A 16,712-nucleotide genomic window follows, 5' to 3' on the forward strand; every position below is an offset into this window, starting at 1 on the left:
CGCTGGGAATGTTTTGATGCGCGTCACGATGATTGGCACCGGCTATGTCGGCCTGGTGTCCGGAGCCTGTTTCGCCGACTTCGGCCACACAGTGGTCTGTGTCGACAAGGATCCCTCGAAGATCGAGCGGCTGCATCGGGGCGAGATCCCGATCTTCGAGCCCGGCCTGGAACAGCTGGTGGCCGACAACGTCAGGGCCGGCCGTCTGGAGTTCACCCTGGACGGCGCTGAGGCGATCCGCTCGGCGGATGTCGTCTTCATCGCCGTGGGCACGCCGACGCGGCGCGGCGACGGCCATGCCGACCTGTCCTACGTCTATGCGGCCGCCGAGGAGATCGCGGGCCTGATCCAGGGCTTTACCGTCATCGTCAACAAGTCGACGGTTCCCGTGGGCACCGGCGACGAGGTCGAGGCCATCATCCGCCGCGTCAATCCGGACGCCGACTTCGCCGTGGTCTCGAACCCCGAGTTCCTGCGCGAAGGCGCCGCGATCGAGGACTTCAAACGCCCGGACCGCGTCGTGGTCGGTACGGACGATGATCGCGCCAAGGCCGTGATGGCCGAGGTCTATCGTCCGCTGAGCCTCAACGATTTCCCCGTCATCTATACCTCGCGCCGGACGTCCGAGCTGATCAAATACGCCGGCAACGCCTTCCTCGCTTTGAAGATCACCTTCATCAACGAGATCGCCGACCTGTGCGAAAAGGTCGGCGCCGACGTGCAGCAGGTCGCCAAGGGCATCGGTCTGGACGGAAGGATCGGATCGAAATTCCTCAACGCCGGCCCCGGCTACGGCGGCTCCTGCTTCCCCAAGGACACCGTCGCCCTGGTCCGCACGGCCCAGCAGTACGGCGCACCCGTTCGCCTGGTGGAGACCACGGTCGAGGTCAACGACGCCCGTAAGAAGGCCATGGCGGACCGCGTTCTGGAGGCCCTCGGCGGCTCCGGCGCGGGCAAGACCGTCGGCATCCTGGGCCTGGCGTTCAAGCCCAACACCGACGATATGCGCGACGCCCCCAGCCTCGACATCGTGCCCGCCCTGATCGCCGCCGGGGTCAAGGTCCAGGCCTATGACCCCGAGAGCATGCACGAGGCGCGGAAGCTTCTGCCTGACGTCGACTACCGGGACGACGCCTACAGCGCGACACAGGACGCCGACGCGATCGTGATTCTGACGGAATGGGATCAGTTCCGCGCCCTGGATCTCGACCGGATCAAGCTGATGGCGCGGGCGCCGGTCATCGTGGACCTGCGGAACATCTATCGTCCGGCGGAAATGCGCGCCCGCGGCTTCGCCTACACCAGCATCGGACGGGGCTGAGCCTCATGACCGTCGTTGTCACCGGGGCGGCCGGCTTTATCGGCATGCACGTGGCGCAATGCCTGCTGCAACGCGGCGAGACCGTCGTCGGCGTGGACGACTTCAACGCCTATTACGACGTCGCCCTGAAAGAGCTGCGGGCAGGGCGGCTGGCGACCTACCCGGGCTTCCGCATGGTGCGCGCGGATATCGCCGACGCCGAGGCTATGGCCGAACTGGTCCGCTCATCGGGCGCGAAACGGGTGGTCCATCTCGCCGCCCAGGCCGGGGTCCGCTACTCGATCGAGAATCCCTTCGCCTACCAGCGCTCGAACCTGCAGGGCCACCTGTCGATCCTCGAGGCCTGCCGCCACAACAGCGTCGAGCACCTGGTCTACGCCTCCTCCAGCTCGGTTTACGGCGACCGGCCGCTGGCCGGGCAGGGCTTCCGCGAGGACGATCCGACGGTCAGCCCCGTCTCGCTCTATGCCGCCACCAAACGCTCCTGCGAACTGATGAGCCAGAGCTACGCCTCGCTCTACGGCTTACCCCAGTCGGGCCTGCGGTTCTTCACCGTCTATGGGCCGATGGGCCGGCCTGACATGGCCTATTTCAGCTTCACCGAGAAGATCATGGCGGGCGAGCCGATCCAGGTCTTCGGTGAGGGCCGGATGGCGCGCGACTTCACCTTCATCGACGACATCGTCGACGGCGTCATGGGCGTGCTGGACAAGCCGCCGGCGCACGGCGGGCACGAGATCTACAACATCGGCGATTCCAGCCCCGTGGGCTTGATGGAGATGATCTCCACGCTCGAAACGGCGCTGGGTCGCGAGGCGGTCAAGGTCATGCGCCCGATGCAGGCGGGGGACGTCACCGCCACCTGGGCCGACGTGTCCAGGCTGACCGCCCTGACTGGATATGCGCCCAAGGTCGCCCTGGCCGAGGGGCTGGGCCGGTTCGTGACCTGGTGGCGGGACTGGCGCGGGCTGTAGGGCGCCGTCAGCTTCCGTATGCGCGCCATCGCTATCTCAGCGATGAAGCGGTGCTATATCTGCGCGCCTGACGGCCGGGTTTCGGCCGGATAGCTCGTGGGGGGCTCACATGCCGGATCAAGTCACAGTCACAACCAACCAAGGCTGGTTCAGCCGCATCGGCTCGGCCTTCGCCGGCGTTCTGGTCGGCATCGTCCTGATCTTCGCCTGCGTGTGGGGCCTGGCCTGGAACGAGGGTAATGCCGTCAAGGTCGCGCGCGGCCTGACCGAAGGCGCCGGCGCCGTGGTTGAGGCGCCCGCCTCTCCGATCGATCCCGCCAACGACCAGAAGCTGGTCCACGTCACCGGCCAGACCGTCGTCACCGCGCCGCTGGAGGACAATCAGTACGGCGTCGCCGCGACCGGCCTGAAGCTGTCGCGCACCGCCGAGATGTATCAGTGGCAGGAGGAGTCCAAGTCGGAGAGCCGTACCAAGCTCGGCGGCGGCGAAGAGACCGTCACCACCTACACCTACACCAAGGCCTGGTCCTCGACCGCGATCGATTCCAGCGCCTTCAACACCCCGGCCGGCCACGAGAATCCGGAGATGTCGGTCGAGAGCGCCGACATCTATGCGACTGACGCGACGCTGGGTGACTATCGGCTGGAGGAAAACGTCCTCAGCCAGGTCGGCGGCGCCGAGGCCGTGAACCTGACAGAACAGACCGACGCCATCGACGCGGCCGCCGGCGAGGCGTCCAGCCATACGGTGTCGCAAGGCACGATCTTCTTCGGCGAGAATGCACAGACGCCCGTCATCGGCGACACCCGCGTCTCATACGAGGTCACCCCGGCGTCGGAGATCAGCGTCGTCGCCCGTCAGAACGGTGACAATTTCCTCGACTACCGCGCCCGCAACGGCTCGGAATTCCTGCTGGTCGCGGACGGCGACGTGCCCGCCGGCGACATGTTTCAGTCCGCCCAGGACGCCAACAACATGATCGCCTGGATCATCCGCGTCGTCGGCATGGTCCTGCTGATGGTCGGTTTCGGTCTGATCCTGGCGCCGTTCGGGGTGCTGGCCGACGTCCTGCCCCTGGCCGGAACGATCGTGCGGATGGGCACGGGCCTGATCGGCTTCGTGCTCGGCCTGATCGTCGGCACGGTGACCATCGCCCTGGCCTGGCTGGCCTTCCGTCCGATCACCACCATCATCATCCTGGCCATCGGCGGCGGTATCGCCTTCGCCGTCTACCGATTCGGTCGCGGGCGTTCGAAGAAGAAGCTCGCTGCTGAAGCCGAAGCCGAAGCCGCACCTGCGGCCTGACGTTTCTGCTGCCTCATGCTAGGCGGGGAGGACCATGTCCTCCCCGTCCGTTCTCCGCCTCCATCCTGACGACGACGTCGCCGTCGCCGTCCGCGCCCTGACCGCCGGCGAGACCGTCGATGGCGTCACCGCCACGACCGATGTCCCCGCCGGCCACAAGATCGCGCTCAAGCCGGTCCCCGTCGGCGGCCAGGTCCGCAAATACGGTCAGGTCATCGGCGCCGCCACCGCCGCCATCGCGCCCGGCGACTGGGTTCACGTCCAGAACCTCGGCATCGGCGATATTTCGGCCCGCGCTGACACCGGTATCCCGGCCGGGGTCGTCTCCGTCGCCAATGAGCCGCGCACCTTCGACGGCTACCTCCGCGCCGACGGACGGGTGGGAACACGCAACTATCTGGCGGTGGTCACCTCGGTGAATTGCTCGGCCATGGTCGCCCGCCGCATCGCGCGCGAGACCGAGGCGCGGCTTGGCGACCGCTATCCCCACATCGACGGCGTCGTCGCCATCACCCACGGCTTGGGCTGCGGCATGGCCTCCGAAGGCGAGGGCATGGACATCCTGCGCCGGACCCTGTCGGGCTATGCGCGACATCCCAATGTCGCGGGCGTTCTGATGCTGGGCCTCGGCTGCGAGACCAACCAGATCTCGAGCCTGATGGAGGCGGAGCAGATGGCGGGGTCCCCTGACCTCGGAGTCATGGCCATCCAGGACGAGGGCGGCGCCGCCTCGACCATTCAGCGCGGCATCGACCGGCTGATGGAGATGGCCGACCGCGCCGCCTCGCTTGAGCGTACGCCCCAGCCGGTGTCGAAACTGATTGTGGGTCTGCAGTGCGGCGGCTCGGACGGCTATTCCGGTATGACCGCCAACCCGGCCCTCGGCCGCGCCGTCGATCTGCTGGTCGCCCACGGCGGCACGGCGATCCTGTCGGAGACGCCCGAGATCTACGGCGCCGAACACCTGCTGACCGGCCGCGCCTCACCCGAGGTCGCCGCCAAACTCATGGGCCGGATCGCGTGGTGGGAGAAGCACGTCGAGACGACCGGCGGCTCGCTCGACAACAATCCCTCGGCAGGCAACAAGGCTGGCGGCCTGACGACCATCCTCGAGAAGTCGCTGGGCGCGGTGGCCAAGGCAGGCTCCGCGTCCCTGGCGGCCGTCTACGAATATGCCGAGTCCGTCACGGCCCACGGCCTCGTCTTCATGGACACGCCCGGCTACGATCCCGTCTCGGCCACAGGCCAGATCGCGGGCGGGGCGACCCTGATCTGTTTCACCACAGGCCGTGGCTCGGTCTTCGGCGCGAAGCCGGCCCCCAGCCTGAAGCTGGCCACCAACAGCGCCCTGGCCCGCCGCATGCCGGACGACATCGATATCGACTGCGGCCGCGTGCTGGACGAGGGGATGTCGCTGGACGCCCTCGGCGCCGAGATCTTTGAGACCATCATCGCCACAGCCTCGGGCAGGGTGACGGCCTCTGAGTCGCTGGGCTTCGGTGAGGACGAGATCCAGCCCTGGCGCCTCGGCGCGACGATGTAGGCCCCGACAGGCGGACCTAGTCCGCCTGGGTCTTCAGATACGCAATGATGTCGGCGCGGCGCTGGCCGTCCTTGATGCCGACGAAGGTCATCTTCGTGCCTGACACATGCTCGCGCGGATTCTCGAGGAAGTCGTACAGCCGCTGTTCGTCCCAGGCTCCGCCCGCTGCGGCCATGGCGGTGCTGTAGCGATAGTCCCCCAACGTCCCGACCGGTCGCCCGACGATCGCGTGCAGGCTCGGCCCGACCCGGTTCACCCCGGCTTCGACCGCATGACAGCTGCGGCATTGGCCGAAGCCGACCCGGCCCGCCTCGGCATCGCCCGTCAGTCGGGTTACATCGGCGACCTGAACGACGGGCGCCTCAGGCTTGTCCGGCCGAGCGGGTTCGCCAGAACAGGCCGCCAGCAGGCTGGCGCCCAGCAGCATCAGGACTTGCAATCTATTCATGGACGCCCTCGTTTCGCAGCGGACCTAGGCTGTGGTCCACAGCCCTGTCAACGCGACGCGACGCGCGTCTTGGAGACGTAACGAAGCGGGTCTAAGCGGGGCCATCGCAACTGCTCCGGTGTTCTTGATGTCCCGACTGTCCGCCCCCCTGCTGCTGACCTTGGCGACCTGCCTCATCGCCCCGGCGGCAATGGCCCAGACTCCGTCGTCGGCGACTCCCGGCCCGCCGCCCGAGCGCCCGTCGCTGGTCGTGACGATCGTCGTCGATCAGCTCAGTTCGAATCTGTTCAACCAGTACCGCGACCGCTTCACCGGCGGCCTGCATGCCCTGGCCTCGACCGGTCTGGTCTATGCCAACGGCTTCCAGCAGCACGCCATGACCGAGACCTGCCCGGGTCACGCCACGATCCTGACCGGCGTCAACCCGGCCAGTGCGGGCATCCCCGCCAATGACTGGATCGACCGCGCGACCGGCGCGGAGGTCTATTGTCTTGCCGCGCCGCAGAACACGCTGGCGCATGGCCGCATCACCGACAACGGCCCGGTCGGCCCGGATCAGCTGCTCGCCACGACCCTGGGTGACTGGCTCAAGGCCGGGAGCCCGACCAGCCGCATCTTCGCGGTCTCCGGCAAGGACCGCGGCGCCATCAACCTGGCCGGCCACCATGGCGACGGCGCCTTCTGGATGACCGATGGCTTCGGCTTCACCACCTACGTCGAACCGGGCCAGACGGCCGAGGCGAAGCTGGCGCCCGTCGCCGCCCTGAACGCCCGCATCAACGCCCGTCTGGCCGCCTCTCCGCCGACCTGGACCTACACCCGCGCCGAGTGCCGCGCTCTGGAAGGTGACTGGACCATCGGAACCGAGACCTTCCACGCCGCCCTGCCGCCCGCCACGGGCTTCAAGCTGGACACGTCCCCGATTCTCGACGAGCTGACGCTGGAGGCCGCGACCGAGTTGCTGGACACCCAGTCGCTAGGGCGGCGCGGCGTCACCGACATCCTCGGCGTCAGCCTCTCGGCCACCGACCGGATTGGCCATGCCTTCGGCACCCAGGGGCCGGAGATGTGCGAACAGATGTACCGGCTCGACGCCGCCCTCGGCGTCTTCATGGATCGCCTGTCCCAGCTGCCGGGCGGCGTTGTCGTCGTCCTGACCGCCGACCATGGCGGCTCCGACTTCCCCGAGCGGATGCATGAGCGCGGCTATGAGGACGCGGTGCGCGGCGACCCCGCCCTGCTGGGCCGCATCAATACGGCGCTCCGGGACCGCTTCAACCTGACCGTCGATCCGCTGTCCTATGGCGGCTCCGGCCTGATGGTCGTGGGTGCGGGCAATGTCGAGCTGGCCGACCGTCGCCGGGACCAGATCGCGGCCGCCGCCGTCGCCCTGCTGCGCGCCGAGCCCAATGTCGCCGGCGCCTGGACGATCGAGGACGTGCTGGCCTCGCCCCTGCCGCCGCGCAACCTGAGCCCCCAGGAACTGACCCTGCTCCAGCGCCACCGCCTCGGCGCCGTCGAAGGCCGCTCGCCCGACATCGTCGTGGCCCAATGGCCCAACACCACCACGGTTCCGGGCCGCGTCGGGGGCACCCTGTCGACCCACGGCACGCCCTGGGACTATGATCGCGGCGTGCCCATCGTCTTCTGGTCTCCGAACATGCAGGGCCAGGAGCGGTTCTTCCCCATCCGCACCATCGACATCGCCCCGACCCTGGCCAATATCGTCGGCGTCGAGACCCCGACAACGGTCGAGGGTCGCTGCATGGATCTGGGACTGTTCGGGGCCGGCGCTTGCCCTGTCGTCGCTCCGGCGGCGTCGGCGGCCGAACGTCGCCCCTCCGCCCTCCAGCGCACGGTGACCGGGATGGCTCGTCGACTCGGCGCCAGGTAACAGAGACTCACTTCTCGTTTCCCGTGAGGGAGCCGTCCTTCCTCCCGGCGCGTTTCGTGGCACAACGTCGTCTCAGGAAACGCGACCGGCCAACGGGACCATCATGAACAGAGCACGCCGCGCGCGCATCGTCGCCACCCTGGGACCGGCCAGCCGGGCTCCCGGCATGGTCAAGGCCCTGGCCCAGGCCGGCGTCGATGTCTTCCGGCTGAACTTCAGTCATGGCTCGCATGAGGATCACGCCGCCAACCTGAAGGCCGTGCGCGGCGCCGAACTGGCGCTGAAGCGTCCGCTGGGCGTCCTCGCCGACCTGCAAGGCCCCAAGCTGCGCCTCGGCCGGTTCGCCGACGTCGAGATCTCGGTGAAGCTGGGTCACAAGATGCGCTTCGACCTCGATCCCACGCCCGGCGACGCGACGCGGGTTCAGATGCCGCACCCGGAAATCTTCAAGGCCCTCCGCGAAGGCATGCTGCTGCTGCTCGACGATGGTCGGGTCCGTCTGCGGGTGGGCAAGCGCACCGACGAATGGGCCGATGTGACCGTCGAGAGCGGTTCGAAGCTGTCGGATCGCAAGGGGGTCGCCGTGCCCGAGGCCGTGGTGCCCGTCTCGGCCCTGACCGCCAAGGATCGCGAGGATCTGGCCTTCGCCCTGCGCATCGGCGTCGACTGGGTCGCCCTGAGCTTCGTTCAGAAGGCCGAGGACATGGCCGAGCTGAAGGCGATCGTGAAGGGCCGCGCCGCCTGTCTCGCCAAGATCGAAAAGCCCCAGGCGCTCGACGCCCTCGAAAGCATCCTCGACTACTGCGACGGCGTCATGGTCGCGCGGGGCGACCTGGGCGTCGAGATGGAGCCGGAAGAGGTGCCCGTCGCCCAGAAGCGCATCATCCGCGCCGCCCGCCAGCGCGGCGTGCCGGTCATAGTCGCCACCCAGATGCTGGAATCGATGACAACCTCGCCCGCGCCAACCCGGGCCGAGGCCTCAGACGTCGCCAATGCGGTCTATGAAGGCGCCGACGCCCTGATGCTGTCGGCCGAGACGGCGTCCGGCGACTATCCGCTGGAGTCCGTCGGAATCATGAACCGGATCATGGAGCGGGTCGAGGCCGACCCCCTGTGGCCCAGCCTGATGGACGCCGAACACACGGGCATGGACGACATCGACGCCGACGCGCTTGTCGCCGCCGCCCGCAAGGCCGGCGAGGCCCAGTCCACCGCCTGTATCGTCGTCTTCACGACGCTCGGCGGCACCGCGCGCCGCATGTCGCGCGAACGCCCGCTCCAGCCGGTGCTGGCCCTGACCCCCAACCCCGACACCGCGCGCCGCCTGTCGCTGGTCTGGGGTCTGGAACCGCGCCTCGGCAAGGAGCCGACCAGCCTTGAGGATGTTACCGACGACGCCGTCAACTCCGCCATGGAATACGGCCTCGCCGAGCCCGGTCAGCGCATCCTGATCCTGGCCGGCACGCCCTTCGGCGCCCCGGGGGCTGCGAATCTCCTGCGACTGGCGCATGCTCCGATGAAGAAGGCGCGCAAGTAGCAATCCTCCCCCGTAGGGGGAGGGGGACCGCGAAGCGGTGGAGGGGGCCAACCCCGGACACCGCACTCGTCGTAAGCCCCCTCCGTCACGGCGCGAAGATGCGCCGCGCCGCCTCCCCCGACGGGGGAGGATTAGCGAGGGCGAATGATCAAATACCTCGGCTCCAAGCGAGCCCTGCTGGATCCGATCGCCGCCGCCGTCCGTGCCCTGCTGCCGGAGGGCGGCCACGTCTGCGACCTGTTCTCCGGCACGGCCCGCGTCGGCCATGCCCTGAAGGGCGCCGGCTTCCAGGTCTGGTCGAACGATCACAACGCCTATGCCCACGCCCTCGCAACCGCCTATGTCCAGGTCGACCGCGACGTCTGGGCGGACAGAGCCGAGGCCGTCCTCGCCGACCTCTCCGCTACGCCCCCCGCCGCCGGCTGGTTCACCAGGGCCTTCTGCGAGGACGCCCGTTATTTCACGCCCGGGAACGGCGCCCGCATCGACGCCATGCGCGACCGGATCGAGGCCATGGGTCTGGAGCCCGAACTCAAGGCCATCGCCCTTGTCAGCCTGATGGAGGCCGCCGACCGGGTCGATTCCACGGCCGGGTTGCAGATGGCCTATATGAAGTCCTGGGCCGCGCGGGCGCTGAAACCCCTGACGCTGCGGATGCCGGCGCTCCAGCCCGCCGTCGCCGCCGGTCGTTGCCAGGCGACACAGGCCGATGCGCTCGAGATCGCCTCGGCCTTCGACGGCGAGCTCGTCTATCTCGACCCGCCCTACAATCAGCACTCCTACCTCGGGAACTACCATGTCTGGGAAAGCCTGATCCTGTGGGACCGGCCCGAGACCTACGGGATCGCCAACAAGCGGATCGACGTAAAGACGAGGAAGAGCGCCTTCAACTCCCGCCCCGGCATCGGCCCGGCGTTGCAGGCGGTGATCGAGGCGATCCGCGCGCCCAACCTGATCGTCTCTTTCAACGACGAAGGCTATCTGAGCCGCGATCAGCTGGTCGAGATGCTGTCGGCGCGCGGCCATGTGCAGGTCATGGAAATCCCGCGCCCCCGCTACGTCGGCGCCCGGATCGGCATCCATAATCCCAAGGGCGAGAAGGTCGGCGCCGTGGGACGTCTGCGCAATGTCGAATACCTGTTCGTGGTCACCGCACGGCCCGTCGCACTCGCAGCTTGACCGTTCAGGGAACGAGGGGCTCACTGCGTCGTTACAGCGGCATGGAAGAGCTGATCGTGACCCAGGGCCCCGTCAATCCTACGCGTCCCGGCGCCGTTCGCGACGCTTTGAGCGCCTATCAGACCGCCGCCTGGCGCGCACCCGCCGCGACCCGGTTCGACAGCCGTCCGGCCAACGACTTCCTGTCGCGCGCGGAAGTCATCGCGCCGACGACCTATCCGGTGCAACCCGCCGAGATGGAAGAGATGCCTCGCTGGATCATAGTCGCCATCGGCTGCATCGTCGCGGCCCTGCTCGGCGCCCTTCTGGGCGGGATGATGTCCGTCTAGGTTTCGAGCAGCGCCCGGATCGGCGACCAGCTCCGCCGGTGGATGGCGCAGGGTCCCATGGCCTTCAGCGCCGCCTGATGGATCGGCGCATTGTAGCCCTTGTGCGAGGCGAAGCCGTAGCCGGGGTATTTGGCGTCCATCTCGATCATGATCCGGTCGCGCGCCGTCTTGGCCAGGATCGAGGCCGCCGCGATCGACAATGACAGGCCGTCGCCGCCCACCGCCGTCTCCACGTCGCAGGGCAGTTTGAACCGGTAGTTGCCGTCGACCAGCGCCGCCTTCGGCTGCACGCTCATCGCCTCGATCGCCCGGCACATGGCCAGGCCCGTCGCCTGCAGGATGTTCAGGTCCTCGATCTCTTCAGGCGAAGCGAACCCGACGCCCCAGGCGACGGCGCAGCGCTTGATCTCCACCGCGAGCACCTCGCGCCGTCCCGCCGTCAGGGCCTTGGAATCGTTGATGCCCTCGGGGATGTCGTCGGCCGACAGGATCACCGCCCCCGCCGAGACCGGCCCGGCCCACGGCCCGCGTCCCGCCTCGTCCACGCCGCACACGAGCCCGCCGACCCGCTGCGACAACAAGGTCTCGAGCACCAGCGTCGGGAACGCTTTCGCGACCCGGGGGGCCGCCGTCTTCGCTGTCGTCGTGCCGGTCACGACGCGCCCATAGTCCGGACGTCCTCGCAGCGGAAGCATCCGGCGACGTGGTCGTTGACCATCCCGGTCGCCTGCATGAACGCATAGACGATCACCGGGCCGCAGAAGTTGAAGCCCCGTGTCTTCAGCGCCCTGGCCATCGTCACCGACTGTTCGGTCTGGGTCGGGATATCGCAGCCGACCCGCTCGCCCTGCACCGCCGCCCCGTCCACAAAGGACCACAGCCAGGCCGAGAAATCCTCGCCGCTGTCGCGCATCTCGACGAAGATCCGGGCACCCTTGATCGCCGCCTCGATCTTGGCGCGCGAGCGGATGATACCCGGATCGGCCATCAGCCGCGCCCGATCGTCGTCGCCGAACTTCGCCACCAGATCCGGGTCGAACCCGGCGAAGGCGGCGCGCATCGTCTCACGCTTCCTCAGGATGGTGATCCACGCCAGCCCGGCCTGGAACCCGTCCAGCACCAGCTTTTCCCACAGGGCGCGGGCGTCGTACTCCGGCACGCCCCATTCGGTGTCGTGATATTCGACATACAGCGGGTCCGTCCCGCACCAGGCGCAGCGTCCGGGAGATTCGGTCATGCCCGCAGCCTACCACGTCCCGGACAAGCGAAACCCCGCCCGTGTTTCCACGGGCGGGGCTCCTTGAGTCTCTACGGCGATCAGGTGGTGCGGAAACCGGCCGGACCGTTCATGCCGGCGGGGAAGAAGCCGCCGCTGGTCTGGCCCGCGCCCGGCTTGAGGTAGACGATGTTCAGGCCCTGTTGCACGGTGCGGCTGAACGCCAGGGCGTTGGCATCGCCCGGGAAGATGTTCGACGCCTGCGCATTGCCCGTGCCGGTCGGGCTGATGCCCTGATCCAGATCGGTAGCGCCGTCGAGGCTGTCGCGTGCGTTCGAGATCGCATCCGCGCTGGTCAGTAGCGTCGGAGCAGCAACACCCTTCGCCGACAGCACCGTGCGGATCAGACCCGCGTGGTAGGCCTCGGCGGCCAGCAGGCCGGCTGCGGCTTCCAGGAACACCTTGCTGGTGACCAGCGGGGAAGCGCCCTTGTACAGGGTCACGCCCACGTCTTCGAAGATGAACGCGCCGAGCAGGAAGTTGTTGTCGTTCAGATACGGGTCAAAGGCCTGACCCGGTCCGACGAGACCTGCGGCGCGCGCGGCGCTGGAGAAGGCGCCGTTGGGATCAGTCCCTCCGACGTCGATCGCCGGCTGGGCCACGGCCGCACTGCCTAGCGCGGTGCGCAGGAAGTTGACGTGCGCCACTTCATCGGCTGCGATTTCATTGGCGTAGCGGCGAACCAGCGGATCGGAGAAGGCGACCTGACGTCCGCCGATGACCGCGCCTTGCGTCCCGGTGCCGCTCAACGAGCTCTGCGGCAGGCCAGTGCCAAAGGCGGCGAAGGAGTAGAACTGGGCCTCCAGATACTCGAGCTGGAGCGCGAAGTTCAGGATCTCGATATCCAGGTTGGGCGCCCCCGCCGGCGGGTTCTGGGCCACGGCCGTGTCACTGGAGCTGGAACAGGCGCCCAGAACTGCGCCGCCGACGGCGCCGACAGCGAAGCCGCCGCCCCACTTGAAGAATTTTCGCCGGTCGTTGCGGCGTTCGACCCGCTGGTCGAGGGCGTCGATGATGAGGTCTGTCTTGGACATGCCGAAAATCCTGCGTCTATGAGCCCGTTCCGCAGAAAGATACTCGTGACCGTGACGTTTGGTTGCGTCCGGCCTTGGGCAATTGCCTAAATTTTTCCACTATTTAGCAGGACTTATCGTTTCAGCTTTGGCTGAATACGCGTGTCAGACTGGAAAGTAAGCTGGACGGTAGACCGCTGCCTGACGCCCATCGACGGACAAATTTCCGTCCAGACGGTCAAGCCGCACCAGCGCCATCGCAGCCCCATCGCGACCGGTCAGGATCTCGCCAGCGCGTAGTTCGCCGTTCAGCACCTCTGTCCCGGCCGCCGGCGCCGGGCCGTCGAAAGTCAGCGGCAGCATCCGCTTCTTGATCTCGCCCCGCCGCTTCATCCGCGACGTGGTCTCCTGGCCGACGAAACAGCCCTTGGCGAAGTCAATGCCGTTCAGCAGGTCGAAATTGGCCTCGATCGGATAAGTCCCGTCATCGACGTCCCGCGCTGGATCGGGGACCCCGACCGCCAGTCGGTGCGCCTGCCAGTCATGCTCGCTCGCGTTCGCGCCACGCTCGCCGACGGCACGCCCGCCGAGCCCCGCCGTGCGCGGATCGGCGGTGAAGCCGCCCGCGACGCCCGGCCAACTGACCGACACCGGCCGCTGATCGGCTGCGACCTCGACCTTCGCCCTCAGCCTGTACATCGACAGCCGCTGGATCAGGGCGTCGCGTTTCTCCGCCGCCACGTCCAGCACCACCCCATACTCGTCGCCCCACAGGAACAGGTCGAACAGCAGCCGCCCCGGTGGCGATAGCATCGCCCCGAACCGCAGGGAGCCCGGCTCGAGGGTCTCCACATCCTGTGTCAGCAGGTTGTGCAGGAAGTGCCGGGCATCCGGGCCGCTGACCTTCACCAGGGCGCGACTGTCGAGGCGGGCGATGAGTTCGGTCATGGGCGAGAGATAGGGGGTGCGAGGCGAGAAGGGGAGGGGAGTGATCCGTCTCCCTCCCTGAACGGTGAGGGAGAACGACGCCACAACCGCCTCACACTCGCCACGAGAGAATCCGTATACGGTGTGCCCATGAACGTGCGTTTCCCCATTCTTTATATCGCCGAAGCCGACGCGGAGGCCGCTGTGCTCTCGTCCGGCGCCCTGGCGCATCTCGTCGATGCCGTTCCGAACGCGGACTTCACCATCGTCGGCTCGGCCGCCTCCGCGCCCCTGTTCGCCGACACCCCCCGCCTGCATCGCCTGATCGTCCTCGACAAGACCGGTCGCTGGGACTGGATCTCCCTGTGGAACCAGGTCCGCGACACCCGCTGGGGTCTCGTCGTCGACATGCGCGGCACGAAATTCTCCGAACGCCTGCGCCGCCAGAGGCGCGCCGTGCGCGGCCCGGACCTGCCGGGCCTGCACGCGGTCGAACAGGCCGCTCGCATCCTTCAGCTCGACGACATCCCCGCGCCGCGTCTTTTCTTCAGCGAGGAGACCCATGCCGCTGCTGACGCCCTGATCGGGCCCGACACGGCCCCGCTGCTGGCGGTTGGTCCCGGCGCCGACTGGATCGGCAAGCGCTGGCCGGCCGAACGGTTCGCCAAGGTCGCCGCGCCGCTTCTGGCCGATGACGGCCCGCTCGCGGGCGGCCGTCTGATGATCGTGGGCGAGGAGGCCGATCGTGACGCCGCCCACGCCATCCGCCTCGCGGTTCCCCGCAAACGGGTGATCGAGCTGCAGGGCAAGCTGACGCGGCTCCAGACGGCCGCCGCTCTGTCGCGCGCCACCCTCTATGTGGGCGGCGACTCGATCTGGACCCAGCTAGCGGTCGCTGCGGGCGTGCCCTCGGTCGCCGTGTTCGGCCCATCGGACGATAGCCTCGTCGGCCCCTGGCAGGGCGTCTCGATCCGGGGCGAGCGGTCTCTGGACGAGTTCAAGGCCGTCGATCCGCGTCTGAACCAGGCCATCCACCACATGCTCGGCCTGCCCGCCGACCGGGTCCTGCGCGCCGCGCGCGGCCTGCTGGCGAAAAAAAATCCGGTTACGAACCCGGCGCCCTCAAACCTTAAATATAATAGCGGCGAAAGCTTCGACGATCCGGACGCTTCGGACTGATCGGGCGCTTCGGACGGTGTTTTTGACGACCGGACCGCGCCCAGGACCCAGACTTTTGACCTGATCGTCCGTGGCCGGGTCGTCACGTCCAACGAGGAACTGATCGGCTCGGCCAAGGCCGCCCGGTCCGCTTCCAGGAAACGTTGCCGGTCTAGAGGATAGAGAAGCTGACGCCGCAGCCGCAACTGGTCGCCGCGTTCGGGTTGCGGATCACGAACTGGGCGCCCGCCAGTTCATCGACCCAGGCGATCTCGGAGCCCTTCAGGAATGGAACCGAGATCGGGTCCACGAGCGCCGCCTGACCGTCGGTCTCGATCCGCAGGTCGTCCGCCTCGCCCGTCTCGACGAGGTCCATCCGGTACTGGAAGCCGGAGCAGCCGCCGCCGTCCACCGCCACACGCAGCAGGACGGGATGGCCCTCGACCTCCGCCAGCCGGGCCAGTCGCCTTGCCGCGCTTTCGGCCAGCACGATGCCCTCCGGCGCGCGTTTCGCGATCTTCAGTTCAGTCGGGGCCGGTTGGACGGAGGTCATGCCTGTCTATATGAGGCTGCACAGGCCTGTACGCAAAGGCCGTCCGCGAGAACATTGCGCTTGAGCCAGACCGACGCCCGTGCGCCCTACGCCGAACTGGCCGCCAACTCGCGCGGACGCCTTGTTCCTGAGGCGCCGAGCCGCACGCGCAACGCCTTCGCCCGCGACCGCGACCGGATCATCCATTCCACCGCCTTCCGCCGCCTGAAGGGAAAGACGCAGGTCTTCGTGGCGCACGAGGGTGACCACTACCGCACCCGCCTGACCCACTCGCTGGAGGTGAGCCAGATCGCCCGTTCCCTGGCCCACGCCTTGCGGCTGGATGGCGAACTGGCCGAGACCGTCGCCCTGGCCCACGATCTGGGTCACCCGCCCTTCGGCCATGCCGGCGAGGACGAACTTCAGGCCCGGATGGAGCCCTGGGGCGGCTTCGATCACAATGTTCAGACGTTCCGGGTCGTCACCAGGCTTGAGACCCGCTACCCGGCCTTCGACGGCCTGAACCTGAGCTGGGAAACGGTCGAAGGCGTGGTCAAGCACAACGGGCCGGTCTCGCACATGCTGGATCAGCCCGCCTGGCGCGCTATCGCCGACTTCGCGCCGGGCTGGGACTTGCGGCTCGACAGCTTCGCCTCTCTGGAGGCCCAGTCCGCCTCCGTCGCTGACGACATCGCCTACAATAACCACGACGTGGACGACGGGGTTCAGGCGGGCCTGTTCACCCTGGCCGACCTCGCCGACGTGCCCCTGATCGGCCCGGTGCTGCATCAGACCCGCCGCGATTGGCCCGATCTGAACGAGCGGATGATCCGGCTGGAGGCCGTGCGACGCATGATCGGGGTCATGGTCGAGGATGTCCTGGCAGAGACCGAACAGCGCCTGGCCGACGATAACATCCGGTCCGTCGAGGAGGTTCGGACCGCCCGTCGGACCCTGGTCCAGTTCTCCGATCCGATGATGGCGGACCTCGGCGTCCTGCGCCGGTTCCTGTTTGAGCGAATGTATCGCCACTACCGTGTCAACCGGACCCGCAGCCAGGCGCGGCGCATCCTGGCCGACATGTTCCAGCTGTTCATGGCCGAGCCAGAGGTCATGCCGACGGAATGGGGCGAGCTGGCCGCAACCGGGGACCTGCAGAAGCGAGCGCGCGCCGTCTGCGACTACATCGCGGGCATGACCGACCGCTATGCGATTGAGGAGCACCGAAAGCTGTTCAACCTCGACCTCGCCCTCGATCTGTGATTCGAAAGAGAC

16 protein-coding genes are annotated in these 16,712 nt (G+C 67.9%); 10 read left to right on the forward strand and 6 right to left on the reverse strand.

Going from position 1 to position 16,712, the window contains the following annotated elements:
- The first annotated feature begins 16 nt into the window (after nucleotides 1–16).
- From ACP7A5_RS01290 to ACP7A5_RS01305, 4 genes are all read left to right on the forward strand, one after another.
- Nucleotides 17–1,321, forward strand: coding sequence for a UDP-glucose dehydrogenase family protein (locus tag ACP7A5_RS01290; protein WP_426040216.1), 1,305 nt, complete (start codon nucleotides 17–19; stop codon nucleotides 1,319–1,321).
- 5 nt (nucleotides 1,322–1,326) lie between these two features.
- Nucleotides 1,327–2,295 (forward strand): NAD-dependent epimerase/dehydratase family protein, encoded by a 969-nt coding sequence (locus tag ACP7A5_RS01295; RefSeq protein ID WP_426040217.1) that lies wholly within the window; start codon nucleotides 1,327–1,329, stop codon nucleotides 2,293–2,295.
- A 109-nt stretch (nucleotides 2,296–2,404) separates the two neighbouring features.
- Nucleotides 2,405–3,601 (forward strand): TMEM43 family protein, encoded by a 1,197-nt coding sequence (locus ACP7A5_RS01300; RefSeq protein WP_426040218.1) that lies wholly within the window; start codon nucleotides 2,405–2,407, stop codon nucleotides 3,599–3,601.
- A gap of 34 nt (nucleotides 3,602–3,635) precedes the next feature.
- On the forward strand, nucleotides 3,636–5,144 hold the full coding sequence (locus ACP7A5_RS01305) for a UxaA family hydrolase (protein WP_426040219.1): 1,509 nt from the start codon (nucleotides 3,636–3,638) through the stop codon (nucleotides 5,142–5,144).
- A 16-nt stretch (nucleotides 5,145–5,160) separates the two neighbouring features.
- Here the strand turns inward: ACP7A5_RS01305 and ACP7A5_RS01310 are convergent, their stop codons facing one another.
- Complete coding sequence (locus ACP7A5_RS01310) at nucleotides 5,161–5,592, reverse strand: c-type cytochrome (protein WP_426040220.1); 432 nt, start codon at nucleotides 5,590–5,592, stop codon at nucleotides 5,161–5,163.
- 127 nt (nucleotides 5,593–5,719) lie between these two features.
- Between ACP7A5_RS01310 and ACP7A5_RS01315 the strand changes: the two genes are divergently transcribed.
- The 4 genes from ACP7A5_RS01315 (at nucleotide 5,720) to ACP7A5_RS01330 (ending at nucleotide 10,531) form a co-directional block, all read left to right on the forward strand.
- Complete coding sequence (locus ACP7A5_RS01315) at nucleotides 5,720–7,486, forward strand: alkaline phosphatase family protein (RefSeq protein WP_426040221.1); 1,767 nt, start codon at nucleotides 5,720–5,722, stop codon at nucleotides 7,484–7,486.
- A gap of 103 nt (nucleotides 7,487–7,589) precedes the next feature.
- Nucleotides 7,590–9,023 (forward strand): pyruvate kinase, encoded by a 1,434-nt coding sequence (gene pyk, locus ACP7A5_RS01320; RefSeq protein WP_426040222.1) that lies wholly within the window; start codon nucleotides 7,590–7,592, stop codon nucleotides 9,021–9,023.
- A gap of 144 nt (nucleotides 9,024–9,167) precedes the next feature.
- On the forward strand, nucleotides 9,168–10,202 hold the full coding sequence (locus ACP7A5_RS01325; protein WP_426040223.1) for a DNA adenine methylase: 1,035 nt from the start codon (nucleotides 9,168–9,170) through the stop codon (nucleotides 10,200–10,202).
- A 56-nt stretch (nucleotides 10,203–10,258) separates the two neighbouring features.
- Nucleotides 10,259–10,531 (forward strand): hypothetical protein, encoded by a 273-nt coding sequence (locus tag ACP7A5_RS01330; protein WP_426040224.1) that lies wholly within the window; start codon nucleotides 10,259–10,261, stop codon nucleotides 10,529–10,531.
- Here the strand turns inward: ACP7A5_RS01330 and ACP7A5_RS01335 are convergent.
- The 4 genes from ACP7A5_RS01335 to ACP7A5_RS01350 form a co-directional block, all read right to left on the reverse strand.
- Nucleotides 10,528–11,187, reverse strand: coding sequence for a ribonuclease HII (locus ACP7A5_RS01335; RefSeq protein ID WP_426040225.1), 660 nt, complete (start codon nucleotides 11,185–11,187; stop codon nucleotides 10,528–10,530). The genes ACP7A5_RS01330 and ACP7A5_RS01335 overlap by 4 nt on opposite strands.
- On the reverse strand, nucleotides 11,184–11,768 hold the full coding sequence (locus tag ACP7A5_RS01340; RefSeq protein ID WP_426040226.1) for a DNA-3-methyladenine glycosylase I: 585 nt from the start codon (nucleotides 11,766–11,768) through the stop codon (nucleotides 11,184–11,186). Before ACP7A5_RS01340 ends, ACP7A5_RS01335 begins: the two co-directional genes overlap by 4 nt.
- 80 nt (nucleotides 11,769–11,848) lie before the next feature.
- Complete coding sequence (locus ACP7A5_RS01345; RefSeq protein WP_426040227.1) at nucleotides 11,849–12,841, reverse strand: ferritin-like domain-containing protein; 993 nt, start codon at nucleotides 12,839–12,841, stop codon at nucleotides 11,849–11,851.
- Between the two features lie 144 nt (nucleotides 12,842–12,985).
- Nucleotides 12,986–13,768, reverse strand: coding sequence for a YgfZ/GcvT domain-containing protein (locus ACP7A5_RS01350; RefSeq protein WP_426040228.1), 783 nt, complete (start codon nucleotides 13,766–13,768; stop codon nucleotides 12,986–12,988).
- A gap of 129 nt (nucleotides 13,769–13,897) precedes the next feature.
- Here ACP7A5_RS01350 and ACP7A5_RS01355 point away from each other — a divergent pair, with 129 nt between their 5' ends.
- Nucleotides 13,898–14,926 (forward strand): glycosyltransferase family 9 protein, encoded by a 1,029-nt coding sequence (locus ACP7A5_RS01355; RefSeq protein WP_426040229.1) that lies wholly within the window; start codon nucleotides 13,898–13,900, stop codon nucleotides 14,924–14,926.
- Nucleotides 14,927–15,077: 151 nt separating this feature from the next.
- Here the strand turns inward: ACP7A5_RS01355 and ACP7A5_RS01360 are convergent, their stop codons facing one another.
- On the reverse strand, nucleotides 15,078–15,458 hold the full coding sequence (locus ACP7A5_RS01360; RefSeq protein WP_426040230.1) for a HesB/IscA family protein: 381 nt from the start codon (nucleotides 15,456–15,458) through the stop codon (nucleotides 15,078–15,080).
- Nucleotides 15,459–15,512: 54 nt separating this feature from the next.
- Here ACP7A5_RS01360 and ACP7A5_RS01365 point away from each other — a divergent pair, with 54 nt between their 5' ends.
- Nucleotides 15,513–16,700, forward strand: a complete 1,188-nt coding sequence (locus tag ACP7A5_RS01365; protein ID WP_426040231.1) for a deoxyguanosinetriphosphate triphosphohydrolase — start codon at nucleotides 15,513–15,515, stop codon at nucleotides 16,698–16,700.
- Nucleotides 16,701–16,712 lie beyond the last annotated feature (12 nt).

It is taken from the genome of Brevundimonas sp. TWP2-3-4b1 (assembly GCF_049897665.1).
GTDB classification, from domain to species: domain Bacteria; phylum Pseudomonadota; class Alphaproteobacteria; order Caulobacterales; family Caulobacteraceae; genus Brevundimonas; species Brevundimonas subvibrioides_B.

What these genes read in the sequence shown, in the direction of transcription:
- ACP7A5_RS01290 (WP_426040216.1), top strand. Translation starts at nt 17, where the DNA reads ATGCGCGTCACGATGATTGGCACCGGCTATGTCGGCCTGGTGTCCGGA.
- ACP7A5_RS01295 (WP_426040217.1), top strand. Translation starts at nt 1,327, where the DNA reads ATGACCGTCGTTGTCACCGGGGCGGCCGGCTTTATCGGCATGCACGTG.
- ACP7A5_RS01300 (WP_426040218.1), top strand. Translation starts at nt 2,405, where the DNA reads ATGCCGGATCAAGTCACAGTCACAACCAACCAAGGCTGGTTCAGCCGC.
- ACP7A5_RS01305 (WP_426040219.1), top strand. Translation starts at nt 3,636, where the DNA reads ATGTCCTCCCCGTCCGTTCTCCGCCTCCATCCTGACGACGACGTCGCC.
- ACP7A5_RS01310 (WP_426040220.1), bottom strand. Translation starts at nt 5,592, where the DNA reads ATGAATAGATTGCAAGTCCTGATGCTGCTGGGCGCCAGCCTGCTGGCG.
- ACP7A5_RS01315 (WP_426040221.1), top strand. Translation starts at nt 5,720, where the DNA reads ATGTCCCGACTGTCCGCCCCCCTGCTGCTGACCTTGGCGACCTGCCTC.
- pyk (WP_426040222.1), top strand. Translation starts at nt 7,590, where the DNA reads ATGAACAGAGCACGCCGCGCGCGCATCGTCGCCACCCTGGGACCGGCC.
- ACP7A5_RS01325 (WP_426040223.1), top strand. Translation starts at nt 9,168, where the DNA reads ATGATCAAATACCTCGGCTCCAAGCGAGCCCTGCTGGATCCGATCGCC.
- ACP7A5_RS01340 (WP_426040226.1), bottom strand. Translation starts at nt 11,768, where the DNA reads ATGACCGAATCTCCCGGACGCTGCGCCTGGTGCGGGACGGACCCGCTG.
- ACP7A5_RS01345 (WP_426040227.1), bottom strand. Translation starts at nt 12,841, where the DNA reads ATGTCCAAGACAGACCTCATCATCGACGCCCTCGACCAGCGGGTCGAA.
- ACP7A5_RS01350 (WP_426040228.1), bottom strand. Translation starts at nt 13,768, where the DNA reads ATGACCGAACTCATCGCCCGCCTCGACAGTCGCGCCCTGGTGAAGGTC.
- ACP7A5_RS01355 (WP_426040229.1), top strand. Translation starts at nt 13,898, where the DNA reads ATGAACGTGCGTTTCCCCATTCTTTATATCGCCGAAGCCGACGCGGAG.
- ACP7A5_RS01360 (WP_426040230.1), bottom strand. Translation starts at nt 15,458, where the DNA reads ATGACCTCCGTCCAACCGGCCCCGACTGAACTGAAGATCGCGAAACGC.